The following is a 21,371-nucleotide window of genomic DNA, read 5'->3' as shown; positions in this document are numbered from 1 at the left end:
TACATGAAAAGGAAGTGGTCTGGTTGAATAGGTTATTGAAAATTGGGTTGGCTGCACTTTTATTAACAGCATCCTTTCCTCAAATAGATAGCAAAGCAGCGGCCGCCGTGTCTGTGCCTTCCGGGAATACCGCGCTAATCAATGACGATTTTAATGGGGTAACCGATGCGACGGTGATGAAAACGACAAACCCTATGACGAAGGTAGCGGGTTATACGCCTACTATTACCGGCGCCAACAGCTCGATCGGCATTACCCAGGTTGGAATGGACGGAGGTGAAGCCGTGACTTCCGATGCTTTATTGCTCAGGGACCTGGACGGAAAGAACGGGCTTGGCCCAACTGTCGGTGACGGCAGCGGTTCCACGGCCATCGCCAAATCATTGGGACAAAATGTGAAAGAAGGCATCTTGACGATTGAGCAGGATATGTATTTCTTCGGAGACACAACTGTCCCGAACGGAACGAACGATATCAGCCGCGGTCGAACAGTCCTGGCCTTGTCCGGCGGGATCAATGATGCGAACCGTACGACGGATACGCTCGTTCAAGTCGACCTCAAAGGCGGCAGAATCGCATGGAAGGACAGTGCCGGAGCTTTTACCAATATTACACCGAACAGCGTCTCGAACGGGGTATGGTACCATTTGAAGGCAGTTGTCAACTTCACTTCGTTCCGTGCCGACTACTACGTTACCAAAATGAGCGACGGAACGGCGATCGGCAAGCTGGAGGGCCAACCGTTCTCGCTGAAAACGCTCGGTGCTGCGCCGACGGATTATGCGGTCGCCAAGTCGTATTCGGCAACTACCGGCGGCTTGACAGCGCAAAACATTTTGCTGGATAACATCATTGTCTACAAGCCGAATGCGCTGCCGGATGCGCCTGTCTGGGGAAGCCTTACGCCTTACGCCTCCAAAGTAAAAATGTTATGGAAGGCTGCGAAAAACGCAGAGTCGTATTCGATTCTGCGCGGTACGACTTCCGGCGGACCGTATACGACGATTGCTTCGGGGCTTCCTGTGACGCAATTGGATTATTACGACTCGACCGTAACGAATGATACGACCTACTACTATAAGATTAGCGCAGTCAATACATTCGGCAATAACGATTCGGTGGAGCAATCCGTAACGCCTACGGCATCTGCGGCGTTGCCCCAGCCTCCGGCGAATATAGCTGTTGTCGCCCGTGATTCAGCGGCAAGCCTAACATGGAGTCAGGTTTCAAGCGCAAGCCAGTATACGTTGAAGCGCAGCACGTCTTTGGAAGGACCGTATACAACCCTTTCAAGCACGCTGCCGTATACGCAAACAAGCTACTATGATTCAGGCTTAACGAACGGTACGACCTATTATTATACATTGGCAAGCCAAGCACCCGATGGAACGCCCGGCAACGATAGCACGCCTGTTGTTGCGAAGCTGACCGCACCGTTTGCGTCGCCTGCGAATGTTACTGCCAATATTGCCGATTCGCAGGTTGCCATAAGTTGGGAGCCTGTCAGCGGCGCAGCCTATTATACCGTGAAACGCAGCACGGACTCCGGCGGCCCCTACACAACGATCGCGGCAAACGTCGCCTCGGAGGGCTATACGGATGTAACGGCGGTCAACGGCACAACCTATTATTATGTGGTTTCCGCTTTCAACGGGCAGCTCGAAAGCATGAATTCCATACAAGTTGCCGCATCGCCTGCTTCCATAGCGGCAGGGGCGCCGGCCGCTCCAGGCGGAGTTGCCGTTAACCCCGGCAATAACAAGGTGGCATTGCAGTGGAATCCTGTGCCGGGAGCAGCTTCCTATTCGGTGAAGAGAGCGGTCTCGTTTGCCGGACCGTACACGGTATTGAGTACAGGCTTGACCGGAACAAACGCCAACGATGACACTGCTTCGAACGGCACGACCTACTACTATATCGTGACGGCTGCGAGTGCAAATGGAGAAGGTACGCCCAGCAAGCCGGCCATTGCGACGCCTGCGTCAATGATCGTCGTTGCGAAGGACGGTACGGGTGATTTCACTTCTATTCAAAATGCGGTAAATTCCATCGCATCGAACAATACGGTCAGAACCGTTATTTTCATCAAGAACGGCGTGTATAAGGAAAAAATCCTGGTCAATAAGCCTTATGTTAGCTTTGTCGGCGAAAGCCGGGACGGCACGATCCTGACCTACGACGACTATGCCTGCAAGGAGAGCGCGACCGGAACTCCGGCGGCTGCTGGCTTCTGCTCTGCTTTGCCTGCAGGAACGCTTATTTTGGGAACGGGCAACAGCTACTCGGTCAGCGTAACCGGAACCAATTTCACGGCGGACAGCTTGACGATTCAAAATACAGCGTACCCGAGAACGTTGGTTGCACCGGCTGTTGCGTTGTCTGTGACGGGAGACCGCGCCGTATTTACGAACGTGAAGATGCTTGGCTTCCAGGACACTCTGTATGCGAACAGCGGCAGACAATACTATAAGGACGTTATTATTGAAGGCGATGGCGATTATATCTTCGGCAATGCGAGGGCGGTCTTCGACAGCTCGGAGATCAAATTCGTAGGGAAGGCCGGAGGCCATATTACAGCCGCTTCAACGGATGCGACAGCTGAATTCGGTTACGTATTCCTCAACTCGAGATTGACACGAGGCACTTCTGCATTAAAATCTTCCGTAACGGTAGGAAGCTGGGATTCCTCTTGGGATATCGATGCCAATATCAGCGCAACGAACAGCACCGTTGATTTGGGCAGACCTTGGAGGCCGTACGCCAATGTCAAATATATCAACAGCTGGATGGACGCCCATATCAAAGCCGTCGGTTGGGACAATTGGGGCAGTGCCAGCAATGAAACGACGGCCAGATACGGGGAGTATAACAGCAGCGGGCCGGGAGCCAATGCGAAGGGCAGGTTCAGCTGGACCAGACAATTAACGGCTAGTGAAGCCAATGAATATACGCCGCAGCGAATATTGGCGGGAGCCGATGGATGGGAGCCGACGTTAATCAGCATGCTGCCCGGACAAGAAGCTCCACAAGCACTGTCGGCTCCGGGAGGAGTGAACGCGACAGCGGGCAACGGGACAATTACGCTGAATTGGAGCCCTGTTGCTGGAGCCGCCTACTACAGCGTGCAACGCAGCACAACAAGCGACGGCAGCTTAACGGCGATCGCCGGTCCCGTATATGACACGACCTATATAGATTCTAACGTAGTGGCAGGCCAAACTTACTATTATACGGTGACCGCAAACAATGCGGATGGTCAAAGCGCGCCGTCTGCGACGGTAAGCAGCACAATAAAAGGGAGTGTGAATGCGGATATATCGGTTCTCCACTCCATTATTGTCAATGCCGAAGCTGCGGTCCTCGCCGCAGTGGAAGGAACGGGCACAGGGCAGTACCCGTCTGGAGCGAAGGCAACGTTCCAATCGGCGATCCAGGCCGCCAAGGCGGTGGAGAGCAATGGGGCATCGACACAGCAGGAGATCGATAAAGCTGCACTTGAGCTGAATAAGGCGATTCAAAATTTCTATAACACAGTCAATTTCAATTATGATCCTAAGGATGTCAACAAGGACGGGGCAATCGATATCGCAGATTTGGGATGGATCACTGCTCATTACGGCAAATCATCCGGGGATTCTGAATGGGACTTGGTCAAAGCGGGGGACATCAACCTGGACGGGAAAATCGATAATCAGGATCTGATGGTGATCGCTAATCTTATTCAGAACGTACCCGACAAGGTCGAACAGATTACCTACAAATTTAATTTTACCAATACAGCTAAAGACGGATACACGTCAGTGGTTTATGGCCTGAATAACGGTGCGCCGCTGTACAACTCTTCGGTTGGCTATGGCTTTGTTAATGAGACCAGCGCGCTGCCGGCAAGACAAGTGCATACGGCTCCAATTACTTCGGACGGAACCGGTTTTGTCATTAGCGAACCGCAATTTTATGCAGAGAAAGGCTTTGAGAAGGACAACTACAACAATTACGGCATGGCATTTCGGATCAAAGCTCCTCCGGGAGCGTACCAGGTCTACGTTAAAACAACCTCCGCTGCTGCGGACACAACCGTATCGGTTTCGGGCATGCAATCGAGCCGGCTTCTAAGAGGCGGGTTCTGGGATACAGCCCGGTTGGTGCCTATACGTAATTTCATTACTGCGAGCGGTAAGGAATGGACCTACAACTTTGTTAACGGCCAGAGCTTTATTGATATCGAGATTGAACCGAACAAAGTGAATACGCCTGTAGGCGTACAGGAAATCGTTCTTACACCGATCGCGCCCCAAACGCGCCCGGCTGGAAGTTCTCAGACGATTTATACGCTGGGGGATTCTACGGTCAAATCCTACACCTTTGATGAAACGCCGATGAGTGGCTGGGGTCAGGTATTTGACAATATGTTCGATTTGAGCAAAGTGAACGTCGTTAACTATTCGATGGGTGGACGTTCGTTCAAGAGCGCTTATACGGAAGGCCGTTTTAACGATATTCTGATGACGGGAAAAGTCGGAGACTACGTGCTGGTTCAGTTCGGTCATAATGACGAAAGTACGGATGAGAACCGTCGATTCGGCAGAGGCGCTACGGAAGCCATGTATGAATCTTATATCAAGGATATGTATGTTCCTGCCATTCGGGCTCGCGGGATGATTCCCGTACTGGTGACGCCGATGTCCAGAGTCAACGGCGCCGCGCAGCCAGGATCTGTCTATACGAACTCTTTTAAAACCAGACTGTTCCCGGATATTATGAAAAAGGCAGCTGCGGAATTAGGAGTCACCGTTGTTGATCTGAACTCGGAAAGCCTCAAGTATTATAACGCTATAGGAGTCGAAGCGACGACCGCGATCGTCATGTCCATTGAAGCAGGGGAAACTCCGGGAAAAACGAACGATGGGAGCTACGCCAACGGACATCCGTCAAACAAAGTAGACGGAACTCACTATAAGGAAGCTCTTGGAAAACAATTTGCCCGAATCATCGTTACGGACATCGCGAACAAGGGAGCAGCAGGCGATCCGAAAGCCGCGGATATTGCTTCTTATCTGAAGCAAGACGTCAAGGATGCCGTCGCATCGAATGATTGGGTGCACATTTTCCCTGAAATGGCCAAGGATACAACGATCGGCGCAGGCTCTTACTATCGGAATCAGATTGAGAAAATGCTTCAGTTTGGTGTTATGTACAAGGATAGCAATGGAAACTTTAATCCCGATGTGAATATGACGGTGGGCGAATTCATTACGGCCCTCAGCGAGCTTATGGACGTGGATATATCGACATCGTCGGAATATACGAGCGGAATTCTTTCGCGAGAGGTGATGGGCTCCATTCTGGATGACGCATATCGCGCCAAGTTCGGCACTACGAAGCCGAAGTACATGACCGACTATAACGGCACGACCTCTGTGCCTGGCAGCCCGAACTATGATCCGAATCTGGATGCCGGCGCCAAAGGAGTTATGTACTATCCGCTAGTTTCCTACGAGCAGCTAACGGATATAGCCGATATATCGCCGGCTTTGGTCAATAAGGTTAAGGATGCATATGAATTGGGTCTCATCCGCTCAGAGAAGGGTATCGCCAGAGGCAAGATGATCAACGGAACAGAGCTTGAACCGAAGAAGAGCGTTACAAGAGCGAAAGCGGCTAAAGCATTATATTTTATGTGGGTGCTTGTACAACCGGTAAATGCTGAAAATGATTTTGTCACCGTCCACATCGACAAAATCGCGCCAACGGCAACAGTGGCCTACAGCACGACATTGCCGACCAACCAAGATGTAATTGCAACCATTACGCCAAGCGAAGCTGTAACTGTTACCAACAATGGTGGTTCAACCAGCTATACGTTTGCTGACAATGGCAGCTTTACTTTCGAGTTTGTTGACGCGGCGGGCAATCAAGGCTCAGTTGTAGCCGCCGTGTACAACATCGACAAAGTAGCGCCAACGGCAACAGTGGCCTACAGCACGACATTGCCGACCAACCAAGATGTCGTTGCAACCATTACGCCAAGCGAAGCTGTAACTGTTACCAACAATGGTGGTTCAAACAGCTATACGTTTGCTGACAATGGCAGCTTTACATTCGAGTTTGTTGATGCGGCGGGCAATCAAGGCTCTGTTGTAGCCGCCGTGTACAACATCGACAAAGTAGCGCCAACGGCAACAGTGGCCTACAGCACGACATTGCCGACCAATCAAGATGTAGTTGCAACCATTACGCCAAGCGAAGCTGCTGCGATCACCAATAATGGCGGTTCCACGAGCTATACATTCACGGCCAATGGCAGCTTCACCTTTGAATTAATGGATGAAGCAGGAAATAAAGGAACGGCTACGGCCACCGTCAGTAACATCGATACAACAGTGCCGACATTAATACTGATTCCGGATAAGCAGACTTTATCGACTGCGAATCACAGTCTGGTATCCGTTCAGATAAGCGTGTATGGGCAGGATGAAGGTTCAGGTGTCAGTACGATCGTGCTGACCTCGATTACGAGCAATGAGCCTGACGACGGCTTGGGTGACGGAGATACGGCGGGAGATATCGTGGGCGCCGAAATCGGAACTTTCGATACAGAGTTTCAGCTGCGCGCCGAGCGGTCCGGCAAAGGGCAAGGACGCATTTATCTGATTACTTATACGATTACCGATCTCGCAGGAAACCAAACGACGGCTACTGCTGAGGTTACGGTACCGCATGACAGCAAATAACTAGTTACGAAGTGACGAAAGGGAGCGATGCAACACCTCCGGACCCGAAACTGGGTCTTGGAGGTGTAAAATAAAGTTCGCTTCTATTAAATGCGATACGATGAAAGCGATTACAAACCGAAGATGGAGGTGTATATCACCATATAAAATTTGAGAATCGGTAGTGCGGATTCTTGTTTTCGACATGATGTTGATACTATTCATTAGGAGGAAGCGTATGAGAAAAAGTATTTTGGCTATTGTATGTTTGATGTTATTGCTTTCATGGATTCAGATCGGAAACCCCATGGCTTCGAGTGTAGCGTTTGCCGAAGATATTCCGAGTCTGTCCGGCGTACCGACCAATCTTACGGCCAATCCCAGAAACAGCCAGGCAGATCTGACCTGGAATCCACCGGTTGAAGGGTATCCGGTCATCGCATACAGGCTTTACCGGAGCACCGATCATGCTGGCCCCTTCACCAAAATTGCCGATGTACTGGACACCAAGTACCGTGATTTCGGACTGGACAACGGTACTAGATACTATTATCAGGTCACATCCGTAAGTATAGGGGAAAGCGCGCCATCTACCGCTGCCGACGTTGTACCGATGGCGCCGCTCGATGCTCCAACCGGTTTGACGGCTATAAGCGGCGACGGTCAGGTTACGATCCGCTGGAACCAGGTTGCTGGAGCTCTATCTTACGATGTGAAGCGCAGTACGGAAAATGGCCGAAACTATGAGACGGTTGTTTCGGGTGTAACAGATCTCCAATATACAGATTCAACGGTAAGCAACGGCACCAGTTATTACTATGTCGTATCGGCCGCAAGCCCGGCGACTGCAAGCGCCAATTCCGCATCCGTTCAGGTAGTCCCTGTGCCGAGCGGAGCGCCTGCAATTCCGGACAGCATTCAAGCTGTTGCCGGCAATGCCCAGGTCATATTGACCTGGCGAGAGGTCAGCGGGGCGGTATCGTATACCGTCAAACGTGGTGCATTCGGCAGCGGTCAATATGAGACGATTAAGACCGGTATTCCCGGGACAAGCTTTCAGGACGCGGGCCTTGTCAATGGCGTAACCTACGATTATGTGATTTCAGCGGTAAACGACCATGGGGAAAGCTATCATTCCGAACCGATCGCTGTCACCCCTGCGGATGTTTTGGTCGTTGCGAAAGATGGAACGGGTGATTTTACAACGATTCAAGCGGCATTGAATGCGGTTCCGGCCAGTAACACCAAAAGGACCGTTATCTATATTCGCAACGGCGTCTATCGAGAGCAAATTGTCGTACCGGCAAACAAGCCGTATGTAAGCCTTGTCGGCGAAAGCGCAACCGGAACGATTCTCGTCTACCATCTTAACGTGAATTCCAAGAAACCTGACGGTACGCCGTATAGTACGACCGAAACGGTCACGGCCCTCGTGCAAGGCAAAGATTTTTCGGCCGAAAACATGACCATCCAGAACGACTCCGGTCAAGGCACCGGTCAGGCGCTCGCCGGTTTTCTAAGCGGGGACCGCGGTGTATACAAAAATATCCGTTTCCTCGGCTTCCAGGATACGATCTACATTGATAAACGGCAGTATTTCAAAGACTGCTATATCGAAGGCGACGTCGATTTCATTTACGGTCCGGCGACCGCGTTCTTCGAAAACAATGAGTTGCACAGCAATCGCCTGAAAGGCGGTTATATAACCGCGGCAAGTACGCCGGAGACTACAACCTACGGGTATGTCTTTGTAAATTCGAAGATCACCTCCGATCCGGGGGTAAATAACGTCGTCTTTGGAAGACCGTGGCGTCCGTACGCTGCAGTGGCTTTTATCGACACGATGATCGACTCGTCGATCGCACCTTCCGGCTGGAATAACTGGGGCGATCCGAATAAGGAGAAAACGGCCAGATACTCCGAGTATAACAGCCGGGGACCGGGTGCGAATCCGAAAGCGCGTGCAGGCTGGTCGATACAGCTTACACCGGAGGAAGCAAGTCAGTACACGGTACAAAACGTATTAAAAGGAACTGACAACTGGAACCTGCTGCGCACCGGCATCATTCCGTTAACAGATAATACGCCTCCGGTTACAACCCTGACATCGTATACGGACGGGCAATATTTAAATGTAAACACTCCGACATTCACGTGGAGCTTCAGTGATGCGGATGCGGGCGACGCACAGCGTGCTTATCAGGTGCAAGGATCGAAAGACAATTGGCAGACGACGGCTTGGGATTCCGGGGAAATGGTCGATGCCGCGACGTCGTATCAAGCTCCAATGATGCAGGATTACGATAACTGGAGCATTCGGGTTCGGACGCAAGATACCCGGGGGGCTTGGTCGAAGTGGGCTTATCGAACATTAGCCATAGATACCGCAGCTCCGACAGCCAAGGTGGTATACAGCACCGTGGCGATGACAAACCAGGATGTTATCGCCACGATCGAGCCCGATGAGCAAGTGAGGATAACCAATAACAACGGAGCTTCAAGCTATACGTTCAGTCAGAATGGCAGCTTTACGTTTGAATTCATGGATAGGGCGGGCAATACAGGAACGGTTGTAGCATCAGTAAACAACATTGACAAGACGGCGCCGACGCTTCATATCGTTCTTGACAAGACAACGCTCTTGCCGGTGAACCATCAGTTGGAAACCGTAAATGCCAGCATCTATTCGGAGGATGGCATTTCGGGGATCGACTCGGTCGTGCTGATCTCCATAACGAGCAACGAACCGGACGACGGCCTGGGCGACGGAGATCAACCGAATGATATACAAGGAGCAGAGTACGGTACCCCGGATACTTCATTTATGCTGCGTGCAGAACGAGCGGGTACCGGTTCCGGGCGCGTTTATACGATCACATATACCGCAACCGATAAAGTGGGGAATAAGACGACGGTCTCGGTAACTGCAACCGTACCCCGCGATCAGTCAAGCAAGTAAAACGATATTGAAGTTTGCTTCCAGGGTTAAGGGCATCCCGACAGCGTCTGGGGAAGATTACTCAACCTCGCCGTAAGTCCCTTACCTGAGTCTGCAATTATCCTTAAGCGTAGATGTCATGAGAACAAAACATTTCGAAATTACGTCAATACGGTTACCAACAATGGCGGTTCCACGAGCTACACATTCACGGCCAATGGCAGCTTCACCTTTGAATTCATGGATGAAGCCGGAAATAAAGGAACGGCTACGGCCACCGTCAGCAACATCGATACGACAGCGCCGACATTGACATTGATTCCGGATAAAAGGTCTTTATCGCCTGCTAATCATAAGCTGGTATCTGTTCAAATGAGCGTCTATGGGCAGGATGAAGGCTCGGGTGTCAGTACGATCGTGCTGACCTCGATTACGAGCAATGAGCCTGACGACGGCTTGGGTGACGGAAACACAGCGGGGGATATCGTCGGAGCCGACATTGGAACTTTCGATATGGAATTTCAATTGCGCGCAGAACGTTCCGGAAAAGGCAAGGGCGCATCTACCTAATAACGTACACGGTTACTGATCTCGCAGGAAGCCAATCGACGGCCACTACTGAGGTTATTGTGCCGCATGACAACAAATAACTAGTCGGGTAATTTTAAGGTCATGGGGGAATACATATTAAGCGAAGTCGCGCTGGATAGTATTTCCCCCTTTCATTTACGGGAAGAAACTGGGCAAGAGCGTGGTCTTCCTTTTTATCATGTGGGGAGGTGAGGTCGATGTAACCATGATCAGCAGCCGACGTTGTCACGCAAATCAATTGAAGGAGGTAAGAATAACACCATAACAAAACCAATAATTAGGAGGTTTAGAGAATGGGCCAAATCATAAATAATAGCCGGAAAGTTTGCAGTATGGTTCTTGTGCTAGCGTTACTCTTTTCGATTCACGTTTCTTTCCCGCAGACCGCCTCAGCGGCCGCACTGTTCTCAGATGATTTCAATGACGGCAATGCAAACGGCTGGATGGCCACCTCGGGAACTTGGGGGATTGTCACCGACGGCACCCCTGCTTACAAGCAATCCGGCACGAGCGAAGGTCGCACCTCAACTGGAAGCTCAAGCTGGAAGGACTACAGCGTACAGGCCAAAGTCAAGCTCGATACGTTCAATGCGGGAAATCGTGTTTATTTGGCTGCCCGTTATGTTGATGGGAACAACTACTATGGTGCATCCTTGTACAACAATAACGGGGGTACATTGGAAATACGGAAAAAAGTAAGCGCTTCCTCCAGTACGCTCGCCAGCAAATCCTATGCCCTTACGACCGGTACCTGGTACGATGTGAAGCTTGTCGTAGAAGGTACTTCCATTCGACTTTACGTTAACGGTGTGCTTCAGTTGTCCGCAACAGACAGCAGCCTGAGCACGGGAGCTATCGGTCTTATCACGCAGGGTGGTGCAATGGCCAAATACGACGACATCATCGTTAATGATTTCTCTGCCGTTAATGCTGACAGCATGTTTACCAGCTTTCGAAATTTCAGTGATTTCGTCACCGGCAATTTAACGACCGACTCGACCTATGCTACGAATATTGTTTCTTGGCAAATGCCTCATGGGGGATTTTTCAAAGCAATGTCAACCAAATACAACTCCCCGTGGAACGGCACTGATCCCCGCTCGGAATGGATCAATTCCAGTGGCGTTGAGCTTGGAACGTTTGATAACCTAGCCACAATCAAGGAGATCCGATTCCTTGCCGACATGTATAAAAAAACGGGCAACACCGCCTTCAAGACAAGTGCCAGGAAAGCCGTCGACTTTATTTTGAACTCCCAGTATGCCTCTGGCGGCTGGCCTCAAGTGTATCCGGCCCGCGGGAATTATTCTGACTACGTGACGTTCAATGACGATGCAATGGTGCGCGTTTTGGTTCTGGTGGATGATATGATCAATAACCGATATGCTTTCGATACCGATATTTTAACCTCCACGCAGCGCACCAATCTGCAAACTGCGCTTGACAAAGGCATCCAGTATATTCTTAATTCCCAAATCGTCATGAACGGAACGCTCACCGTATGGTGCGCTCAGCATGACCCGGTCACCTACGCACCTAAAGGCGCACGCGCTTATGAGCTGCCTTCTAAGTCCGGTAGGGAATCCGTCGGGATCATCGCCTTCCTCATGTCCAGACCTCAAACGCCTGCCATCCGCAATGCGGCCCGCAGCGCGCTGGAATGGTTTGATACGGTTCGAGTAGACGGCATGGCATACGATGGTGACGGTCCAGACTTCTTTGTTTCTAATCCAAGCAAAACCCTGTGGTACCGATTCTACAACCTGGAAGATAACAACTATTTTTTCTCAGACCGGGACGGCCTCAAATATTTCAACATCATGGACATCAGCGAAGAAAGAAGGCTAGGCTATTCGTGGGCGGGGGAGTATGGAACGAAACTGCTGAAGCTGGCTGCAACGAGCGGCTACTTCACATTGAAAAAACCGATTCCATAAGCTGATCCGAAGCGTTACTTTATTACCACGATCGGAATGCGAGTCCGGGGGATGATTGGACTCGCCTTTCTACAGCTTTTGGTAGCAAACAGATGGGAGAAGAAAAGGTTGGAGGACACACCAAGGAACGAATGTTCAGGTTGAATGAGAATCAATAACTGAACCCGAGGGAGGTATTTTTTTCATGTTAAAATGGTCATCTTTCAGCTTAACGGTTGTACTTTCCACCTTTTTATTCGGTATTATTCCTGCAAGCAACGCTTTGGCAGCGATGGTGCTGACCGATAGCAATTTCAACAGCACTCCGGCAGGCTCACAGCCTTCCGGGTTTACCATTTCAGAGGCTGGCGGCACGGTCCGTGTGGGGGCAGTGCCTAGTTCGTCAAACCGCAGCGTTTTTTTGAACGACTCGAGTACAACGGCTACAGTCAATCTGAAAAAGTCATTTGCGACTCAAACAGGTAAAGTAGATGCCGAGTTCAAGTTTATGCAGTCAACATTGCGGAACAACACGAAAGTATTCCGGCTGCTCAGCGGAACGTCAGCAGGCATTTCTATCGAAACTATCAATGGGAACATCTCTTATCGGAACCCGGATAACACATACGTCACGCTTCAAAGCGGTTATGTCGCCAACACGTGGTACAGCATCCGGATTGTAGCTGATCCGTCTGCCGATAAAGCCGATGTTTACGTCAACGGTTTGAAGATAGCGAGTGACGTCGCCTTTTATACGGCTGTTTCCAGCATTGATGGTTACGAGTCCTATACGCCGAACTCAACGGCTGGCTCCCACTATCTGGACGATATTCTCGTCAAAGATGTGACGACTGGCATTCCGTCGGGTGCGCTCGTCGTAAGCGCAAGCGGCGGAGCGGGTGTGTACACGACCGTTAAGGCAGCTATTGACGCCATTCCGGCAAATAATACGACACCTAGAACGATTTATGTCAAAAACGGAACCTATACAGAAAAAATTACGTTTCCCGCCAATAAACCGTATATAACACTCATTGGAGAAAGCGCCGCTGGGACCATATTAACGTATACCGATACGGCCAGCTCTGCAGGAGGGACGACCAACAGCTCAAGTGTATTTGTATTAGGGAATGATTTCACCGCTGAAAACATTACTTTTCGCAATACCGCAGGGCCAACAGCCGGTCAGGCCGTTGCATTGTTCGTAGCCGGAGACAGGGCAGCGTTCTACAATGTGCGGATTTTGGGAAATCAGGATACGTTGTACACAAAGGCAGGCAGGCATTATTACCGAGATTCCTATATCGAGGGAACCGTTGATTATATTTTTGGTTCGGCAACGGCTGTTTTTGAAAGCTGTGAAATCAAAAGCCTTGGCAATGGCTTTGTGACGGCAGCATCGACAGACCAAACGACTGCATACGGATATGTGTTCATAAACAGCAGTCTGACCCGTTCGGGATCGTTGGACGATACTGTTTATTTAGGGCGTCCATGGCGGCCATACGCATCTGTAACGTATTTGTATTCGTATATGAATACGCACATTATCCCGGCTGGCTGGAACAATTGGGGGGATCCGGCGAACGAAAGCACGGCCCGTTTCGCCGAATATGGCAGCACAGGTCCGGGCGTTTCTACAACAGGCCGAGTTACCTGGTCCGAACAGCTGAGTGCTTCACAGGCTGCGGGGATCAATACGCAATCTGTACTGGCCGGAATCGATGGCTGGGATCCTGCACATTGAACAGGAAGTGAATTGATTTCGGCAAGAGCGGAGCCGGATGATTACATTTCGACGCCATACTGATCGGGCTTGGACTCTGAAGGTGATATTTCTTGCCCATACTCCGGTTTAGTCATACATGAGAGCAAATATTGCAAAGGTTGAGCAAATACAGCAACATTGGTGTGGAGAGGTATAAGCGGGTATGCCGATTTCAATTGGTATCACGTGGAGAATAAGGACTCTTTGAACGATTTCACTGAATAATAAGTATAGTAAAACCTTCCAATACGTTACTTGGAAGGTTTTTTACATTATTTATTTAGATTCGTGAAATTTATTTTGCAGCTAGTTTGGCCTGTTCTTTTTTTAATCTTTCAGGGGTAACATTATCTCCGTTCGGATCAATAATTGAAGAATTCAAGAGCAAGCTATCTATTGAACCACGAAATATTTGAAGATATTCTTTACGCAGATTGGCTTGTTCTGTTTTTTCAATCTCGGTTAATCCGATTTCTTTCTCTTTTCTTGAAAGCACATTTATTTTATTTAAAATGGTAAGCATAGTGAACCACTCCTTTTATGATTTGTGTAAAGTTGGTCAATTTTTATTCAGAAGTTTTTAAAATATCATGATCAACGTATCTTTCCCCATTTATTTCGCTAATGACATTTATCGCCACTCTAGCCCCGTCACCAGCAGTGATGATAGCATGGACGCTAACGCCAGCTGCTGTACCTGCCGCCCAAATGCCTTCCAAACTTGTTTGGCCATTTGTATCAACATCAATGACCGTCTTAATTCGCGGTTCGGTTGCTGGTTTTGTTTTCAAGCCCAAATGTTCCGCAAGCTCTGTTAAAGCTCCTGTTGCAATAATGACATATTTAGCTTCATATTGTCCGATAGTGGTTTCAATGCGAAAACCTGCATCTAGTTTAACGATATTTTGAACCTTCTCTTCCTTCACTGCAGCGCCAAATTTAACTGCCTGTTTCTTCCCAATATCGATAAGATCAGGTCCGGAAATTTCTTCAATACCATAATAATTTTCAAGCCACGCCCTTTTTGTCATGCTTTTATCATTATGGATGAGTAAAGTATTCTTTCCTGCTTTTGCTGCAAACAATGCTGCACTTGCTCCTGCGGGACCTGCGCCAATCACTGCGATATCGTACATATCAACAACTCCTTCGAATGTGTAAATGTAGTATTCTTTGCGTCAATACTTTGGTAAACTATGCTTTTTTGTATGAAAGAAAAATATCTCTAAATTAAGATTCTTAGCTATGAGATAATAATATGCTTCATATAGTGAAAAGTCAATATGTATTTTATTTTTCTATTTGCCATTTGGTGCTGGGGTTTCGACTTCCAATGATAGCTTCGGATTATGCAGAATGAGAGGAGAAACGGGAATAGAATTGGAATTGAGCATGGAGGTTCTAGAAGGTTAAGTGAATACCAGGAGCTTCCGAATTAATATGTCATTATTTATCGAATTATCGAATATTTTGAATAATTTCATTGTATAAAAAATCCATTAAAAGTATAATTTCATTAATGGATTTTTCCATTTGACTAGACATTCTTTTTCAAACAAAGGGGAGGAAATGAAATGAAAAATTGGAAGAATTGGATACTTATGACTCTTGTTTTGACAGCTATGGTTTATTCATCCGTTGTATCACAGCCTTGGGGGCCATAATCCCAAAAAAGGAGCTAGGCAAAACCTAGTTCCTTTCATTTTTTTATATAAAGGAATGAATATATATGATTTACTTCATACTTGCAGGCCTTCTACTTTGTATAATCCTGAAACGCAATTTATTGACAATTGTTGATTCCTTTGAAGCTTTCAGAATGCCTTACTTATTGATCGGTACCTTTTCGTTTCAAATTTTTATTTATTGGTTGAGTCAAAGAACGGGGCGCGACTATCCTATTCTACTTGAACTCTCGTTTGCTATAATGGTAATTGGCTTATGGATAAACAGGCATTTACCAGGTATTATTTTTATATGTTTTGGGGCTTTGTTTAATTTATTTGCCTTAAGTATACACGGTGGTTTAATGCCAGTATCAGAAAAGGCTCTGATGATGTCTGGTTATAATGGTTCTGCTTTTGTTACAGACGATCCTCGACATCAACTAATGAATACTTCCGATTATTGGTGGCTAGGAGATTGGATTCCTTTTTTCAAACATGTGATAAGTATTGGAGATATTAGTGTAGGCATCGGATTTATAAGATTTCTATTAGGAACCACTTCGAAGAGGGAGCAGCATGAAGGATAAAAATCTATACACTCTGATATTATTCTTAACTGGAATTTACACAACATTTATTTGTCTGAAATTTCTTGAATCTAATAGAGTTTGGGAACCTATAATTCTTATATGCGTCTTAACATTAATAGTTGATATATTCCCAATTAAAATGCCTAATGGACTTTTGTACAATGGATCAACATTAGGAATTCTTTATTTAATGTATTCTATGGGAATCGCAGCAAGTACAGTTCCTATTCTTGTAAGTGCAATAATGTTTTTTTTGTTAGCCACCAAACCATTTTATAAAATTAACTGGTACCGGTTATTTTCGACGTTAGGAATGTATTTTATTAGTATGGTGTGTGCAGCAGCGGTTCTAAAGTTTACAACCCAGCTACCATTGATTATTCAAGTTATTTGCATTACCTTTGTTTTTGAGAACGTTAACTTATTAGTACGTGCAGGAATCATGAAATTTGTAAGTAAAATTTCTTTTTTTAATGAAATTTCGATTATTAAAGTTGTTAAAATGCAAGTTTCTTTATTAGTAGTAGCCATTTTATTGTATCACTTTTTGAAACAATCAAATTCGAGTGATCTACTTATTGAGATCATTTTTGCGGTCTTTCTCATGCTAATTATTAACTTCCTAATCTCAGCGTATAACAAGCATATCTATAAAATAGAAGAAAGCAAACAACGTTACCAGTCCTTATTTGACCATAATCCAGATATTGTTTTTACATTAGATCTATCTGGTAAATTTACGAGTGTTAACCCGATGTTAGAAAAATTACTTGGCTATTCCCCAGAGTCTATATTGGACGTTAATTTATTCGAATATGTGATTTCTACAGGGAAACAAGAAGCTATACATCATATAGAACAAGCGCTGCTGGGAAATCCACAACAATTTATTATGGGCTTTTTAACGAAAGAGGGTACAAGCCGTGATCTGTTCATAACTTGTGGTCCGACCGTAGTGAATGATCAGATTGTCGGGATCTATGGAATTGCAAAGGATATTACCGAACAGAAGCAAGCGGAACAGATTATTCATAGAATGGCTTACTTTGATGAAATAACCGGGCTGCCGAACCGAAGCAACTTTCAAGAGTGCATGGCGGAAACATTGGACAAAGCTCGTAACAACTCATTAGTCGGATTAATGTTTCTTGATCTAGATAAATTCAAACAAGTAAATGATACGCTGGGGCATCATACAGGTGATCTTCTATTAATAGATGTGTCCAAGCGCATTATCCAATCTGTTCCGGAAGGATCTATCGTATCAAGGCTGGGGGGCGATGAATTTACGATTATTTTTCCAAATCTAAATCATACAGATGAGGTCATACCCATTGCCGATGCGATCTTACAAGCAATAGCTGAACCTTTTTATTTGCATAGAAGAGAATTATATATAACGACTAGTATAGGGATTTGTATATATCCTGAGCATGGGACCGATGTGGAAACGTTAATCAAAAATGCAGATGCCTCTATGTATCGGGCCAAAGAATTCGGTGGAAACACCTACAGCGTATATTCTAAAAGCATTCAAGAGCTTAATGAAGCCAAGCACAAGATACATTCTAATTTGCACAAAGCGATCGAGCGCGAAGAATTTTATTTGCATTTTCAACCGAAGATCGATTTGAGGAGCGATAAAATTAACGGAGTAGAGGCCCTCATTAGATGGAAAAATCAAGAATTGGGACAAATGTCGCCTGTTCAGTTCATTCCGATCGCTGAGGAGAGTGGATTGATCCTGCCCATCGGGGAATGGGTGTTAAGGACGGCATGTAGGCAGAATAAAGCTTGGCAGGATGCAGGGCTTCCACCTATTGTTATGTCGGTTAATCTTTCTTCCATTCAATTGCAAAATGAGCATTTAGTTCGTACGATTGGGCAAATTTTGCGGGAAACCGAGCTGGATCCTCAGTGGCTTGAAATTGAGATAACGGAGAGTATGCTGCTGCAGAATACCCAACATACGATGAAGGTGCTTGCAGAAATTAAAGAGCTCGGTATATCTATTTCCATCGATGATTTTGGAGTGGGTTACTCATCGCTTAGCTATTTGAAGCATTTTTCATTTGATTATTTGAAAATGGACAAGTCTTTTATTGATAACTTAAATATGTCTCCAAAAGACGAATTGATCATAAGCGGAATTATCAAATTGGCGCATAGCTTAAACATGAAAGTAATCGCCGAAGGAGTCGAATCGAGTGAACAGCTTTCTTACTTGCGTGAGCAAGGTTGTGATGGCGTTCAAGGATATTTGATTAGCAGACCGATATCAGCAGGGGAGTTTATTGAGCGGGTATGGCTTCTACCAAAGGATTAACGAAGGAATATTTACTTGAAAAGGTTGAGAGGTCAAACAAGCCCAGTGCCAAAAACGGCCTGGGCTTGTTTGATCATGAACCTATTTGACCACATAAGAAAGTATAAGTTTTTTCTAAAAGAAAACCTGACTTTCTTATTGGCGATAAAACCTACATTTAAACGCGGTCGCTCATCTTCGAAAGGCCTCGATAGAGGTTTTCTCACTAGATTTGTCTTTGTTTTGTATAAGGATTTTATGGTATATCTATAACTTCGATATCATTCGGTTTCCCATATGTCCTTCCAACCAGTCAGTCAACTGGTGGAAACCGTCGAGTGTAAAGGGGATGACCTGTTTTTCGTTATTTTGGTTGGACATCTCAATGATAATTTTGTTCTCACTTTCCGTACAAACGACGTTGAAATTCGCTGTATTCCCCTGAATGTCTTCCTGCCAACTGCAATTATAGCTGCTAACAAAGCTTTTCATTTTCTCATTTCCCCTTATCCTATGATTTGTGTTCTCATTCTCGGTAAGGTCTGGAATCTCGATTGACGCTGCTATTAGTTCTGCAGCAGCTTCCTGTTCTATCGTCGCTGGATGCGAATCCTCGAGCAGTTCGAGCAACGCGGCAGGCTCAATGCCCGCCACGACAGCTTCAGCCTGATTGTCTTCACATTTTTCTACGGGATGTTCGTGTTCGATCACACTTGGCTTATCCTCGAATTCGATAGGAGTTTGATCCTCTGAATGTGCCGTAAGGTCTTCCTTGCTAGCCGAAGGTGCAACGCCGAGATGGGGTTCTGCATGAGTTTGGATCATTTCAATTAAACGGACGGGGTTGAAAGGTTTCATTAAGTAACCTTTAGCCCCGGCTTCAAGCGCATCGAAAATCAAATCCTGCTGATTGCTGGCCGAGCAGATCAACACGACGGCGTCGCGATCGAGCTTAAGAATTTCCTTAATGGCATCGATGCCATTCATTTCAGGCATCGTTAGATCCATCAGGACGATATCCGGAATCAGTTCTTCATACAGCTTAATAGCTTCTCTACCGTTAGTCGCTTCTCCAACCACTTCATAACCATTCTGCTTTAAGCAATCGGCAGCCATTTTGCGCATGAATTGGGTATCATCAACAATAAGAAATCGGTAAGACATCCTAGTTCCCCCTTAGAATTGGATTGCTGTCAATCGATCGTTTTTAACACTTCTTCGACGGTAGTGATGCCTTCACGAACTTTGAGTAGCCCATCGTACAATATCGTTTTGTAGCCGATTTGCACTAAATGGTTTTCGATTTCCTGGATCGGACGTTGCCCAGTAATGAGCTCGCGCAGCTTTCCGTCAATAAGCAGCACCTCCTGTAGGGCAACCACACCTCGATAACCGGTATCGTTGCATACTCTGCAGCCAGTCCCTCGAGTCACGGTTAATTTGCCGCTGATCTGGGTGGATACCAAGGTTCGGAAATTGCCGATAATTCCTTTTCCGTTCTTCTGATCATCCGAATGCAGAACTGCATGAGCTTCAAATAGCTTGATTTCATCTTCGGTAGCGGGCAAGGATTGAGCGCATTGACGGCATATTCGCCTTACCCAACGCTGAGCCACAATGCAGGAAAGCGAAGCGCTGAGCAGGTGCGAGTCTTTATTCATGTCCATCAGCCGGCTTATAGTCTTGACTGCACTGCTGCCATATATGGCACCGAGCACAATACGGCCGGTGAGGGTCGTCCTTATTGCCATTTCAATCGTTTCCGCATCATGGATATCACTGACCATGACGACGTTCGGATCCTGACGCAATACCGACCGAAGCACATGAGCAAAAGTCAGGCCGAGCTGTTCGTTCACCTCCACCTGTGTAATTCCCGGCATTCTGAGCTCTATTGGATCTTCGATGGTTATGATTCTATGGTTTTCGTTTGTCAGTCGAGTGAGGATCGAATATAACATGGAAGTTTTCCTGCTGCCTTCCGGCCCGCAAATCAAGATCATGCCGCTTGGCAGTCCAAGCGCTTTTTCGAATTTTTGCAAATTGGTTTCACTGAACTCAAGCTCGGAAATGGCTAGTTGAGGTTCAGAATTATCTGTCAAGCGAAGAAATAGGCTTTCGCCGTTAACACTTGGCAGGGTGGATACGCGTATATCCAACTGCTTGTGGTCAACCTTAATCTGAAAACGGCCGTTTTGTGGCAGCCGCTCTTCAGAGGCATTTAGATTGGCTAGAAGTTTGATGCGTTTGAACAACGTTTCATGCATGTGTTTAGAAAGCGTTTTCTTATTTTTGAGCGAACTGTCAATTCGGTATTTGACTATAAGCCCGTCTTCATGCGGTTCGATATGAATGCCACTTGCTTGTTGATATACGCCGGCTTGAATGATTTCATTCAACGTTTCTACGGTTGTATCGACACCATAATATCGGTTGATGGCTTCTTCCATTTCGATTCGCATGGCTATAAACGGTTGAACACTCATACCCGTCGCCATTTGAATAGCTTTAATCGCCTCTTTATTTAAAGGGTCGATCATGGCCACCTTGAGTTTACCTCCGGCGCAGCTGATTGGAACGAGATGATACTTCCTGGCAATCGATTCATCTATGAGCTGGACTGTAGGAAGATCAAATATCGTTTCGTTGAGATTTACGACAGGTACGCCTAGTTGGAACTCCAGCGCCTCGACGAGCTGACGCTCGGTGATAAACCCAAATTCGGTCAGTATCCCCCCGAGCTTTTTTGGGTGACGCGTCTGTTCCTTAAGCGCCTGATCGAGCTGCTCCTCCGTAATAACGCCATTCATGACTAGAAGTTCGCCAATGCGCATGTGCTCCTCCTTACTGAACGTATCTATTTAATGAAAAATAAAAAACCAAGCT

The 21,371-nt window shown here is 46.9% G+C and carries 10 protein-coding genes and 1 pseudogene; 7 read left to right on the top strand and 4 right to left on the bottom strand.

Features of this window, described 5'->3' with window-relative positions:
- Positions 1-23 precede the first annotated feature (23 nt).
- The 5 genes from QFZ80_RS30060 to QFZ80_RS30040 all read left to right on the top strand — a co-directional run bounded on the left by QFZ80_RS30060 (position 24) and on the right by QFZ80_RS30040 (position 13,902).
- Positions 24-6,731 (top strand): pectinesterase family protein, encoded by a 6,708-nt coding sequence (locus QFZ80_RS30060; RefSeq protein WP_307562360.1) that lies wholly within the window; start codon positions 24-26, stop codon positions 6,729-6,731.
- 217 nt (positions 6,732-6,948) lie between these two features.
- A complete protein-coding gene (locus QFZ80_RS30055) occupies positions 6,949-9,669 on the top strand; it encodes a pectinesterase family protein (protein WP_307552083.1) in 2,721 nt (906 codons plus the stop codon).
- 219 nt (positions 9,670-9,888) lie between these two features.
- The gene (locus tag QFZ80_RS30050) at positions 9,889-10,218 is read left to right on the top strand and encodes a hypothetical protein (RefSeq protein ID WP_307552084.1); all 330 of its coding nucleotides are present in this window, start codon (positions 9,889-9,891) and stop codon (positions 10,216-10,218) included.
- Between the two features lie 314 nt (positions 10,219-10,532).
- Positions 10,533-12,176 (top strand): pectate lyase, encoded by a 1,644-nt coding sequence (gene pelA / locus QFZ80_RS30045; protein WP_307552085.1) that lies wholly within the window; start codon positions 10,533-10,535, stop codon positions 12,174-12,176.
- Between the two features lie 184 nt (positions 12,177-12,360).
- Positions 12,361-13,902 carry a pectinesterase family protein gene (locus tag QFZ80_RS30040; RefSeq protein ID WP_307562358.1) on the top strand — a complete coding sequence of 514 codons (1,542 nt, stop codon included), beginning with the start codon at positions 12,361-12,363 and terminating at the stop codon, positions 13,900-13,902.
- Between the two features lie 316 nt (positions 13,903-14,218).
- On the opposite strand, the gene QFZ80_RS30035 is transcribed toward QFZ80_RS30040, so the two are convergent.
- Together QFZ80_RS30035 and QFZ80_RS30030 are read right to left on the bottom strand one after the other, a co-directional pair.
- Positions 14,219-14,446 (bottom strand): DUF896 domain-containing protein, encoded by a 228-nt coding sequence (locus QFZ80_RS30035; protein WP_307562356.1) that lies wholly within the window; start codon positions 14,444-14,446, stop codon positions 14,219-14,221.
- Positions 14,447-14,489: 43 nt separating this feature from the next.
- Entirely contained in the window at positions 14,490-15,059 is a 570-nt protein-coding gene (locus QFZ80_RS30030) for an FAD-dependent oxidoreductase (protein WP_307552089.1), read from the bottom strand.
- A gap of 593 nt (positions 15,060-15,652) precedes the next feature.
- On the opposite strand from QFZ80_RS30030, the gene QFZ80_RS30025 reads away from it, so the two are divergent.
- Both QFZ80_RS30025 and QFZ80_RS30020 read left to right on the top strand, forming a co-directional pair.
- Positions 15,653-16,177, top strand: coding sequence for a DUF5317 family protein (locus QFZ80_RS30025; RefSeq protein WP_307552090.1), 525 nt, complete (start codon positions 15,653-15,655; stop codon positions 16,175-16,177).
- A complete protein-coding gene (locus QFZ80_RS30020; RefSeq protein ID WP_307552092.1) occupies positions 16,167-18,506 on the top strand; it encodes an EAL domain-containing protein in 2,340 nt (779 codons plus the stop codon). The genes QFZ80_RS30025 and QFZ80_RS30020 overlap by 11 nt, the downstream gene beginning before the upstream one ends.
- A 795-nt stretch (positions 18,507-19,301) precedes the next feature.
- Here the strand turns inward: QFZ80_RS30020 and QFZ80_RS30015 are convergent.
- Positions 19,302-19,649: pseudogene (locus QFZ80_RS30015) on the bottom strand (response regulator); the annotation flags it as partial.
- Between the two features lie 29 nt (positions 19,650-19,678).
- Entirely contained in the window at positions 19,679-21,319 is a 1,641-nt protein-coding gene (locus QFZ80_RS30010) for a GspE/PulE family protein (RefSeq protein WP_307562354.1), read from the bottom strand.
- Positions 21,320-21,371 lie beyond the last annotated feature (52 nt).

It is taken from the genome of Paenibacillus sp. V4I7 (assembly GCF_030817275.1).
Classification (GTDB): Bacteria; Bacillota; Bacilli; order Paenibacillales; family NBRC-103111; genus Paenibacillus_E.
The sequence above is the reverse complement of the archived record's forward strand: the minus strand, read 5'-3'. Positions and strand labels throughout refer to the sequence as shown.

What these genes read in the sequence shown, in the direction of transcription:
- QFZ80_RS30055 (WP_307552083.1), top strand. Translation starts at nt 6,949, where the DNA reads ATGAGAAAAAGTATTTTGGCTATTGTATGTTTGATGTTATTGCTTTCA.
- QFZ80_RS30050 (WP_307552084.1), top strand. Translation starts at nt 9,889, where the DNA reads ATGGATGAAGCCGGAAATAAAGGAACGGCTACGGCCACCGTCAGCAAC.
- pelA (WP_307552085.1), top strand. Translation starts at nt 10,533, where the DNA reads ATGGGCCAAATCATAAATAATAGCCGGAAAGTTTGCAGTATGGTTCTT.
- QFZ80_RS30040 (WP_307562358.1), top strand. Translation starts at nt 12,361, where the DNA reads ATGTTAAAATGGTCATCTTTCAGCTTAACGGTTGTACTTTCCACCTTT.
- QFZ80_RS30035 (WP_307562356.1), bottom strand. Translation starts at nt 14,446, where the DNA reads ATGCTTACCATTTTAAATAAAATAAATGTGCTTTCAAGAAAAGAGAAA.
- QFZ80_RS30030 (WP_307552089.1), bottom strand. Translation starts at nt 15,059, where the DNA reads ATGTACGATATCGCAGTGATTGGCGCAGGTCCCGCAGGAGCAAGTGCA.
- QFZ80_RS30025 (WP_307552090.1), top strand. Translation starts at nt 15,653, where the DNA reads ATGATTTACTTCATACTTGCAGGCCTTCTACTTTGTATAATCCTGAAA.
- QFZ80_RS30020 (WP_307552092.1), top strand. Translation starts at nt 16,167, where the DNA reads ATGAAGGATAAAAATCTATACACTCTGATATTATTCTTAACTGGAATT.
- QFZ80_RS30010 (WP_307562354.1), bottom strand. Translation starts at nt 21,319, where the DNA reads ATGCGCATTGGCGAACTTCTAGTCATGAATGGCGTTATTACGGAGGAG.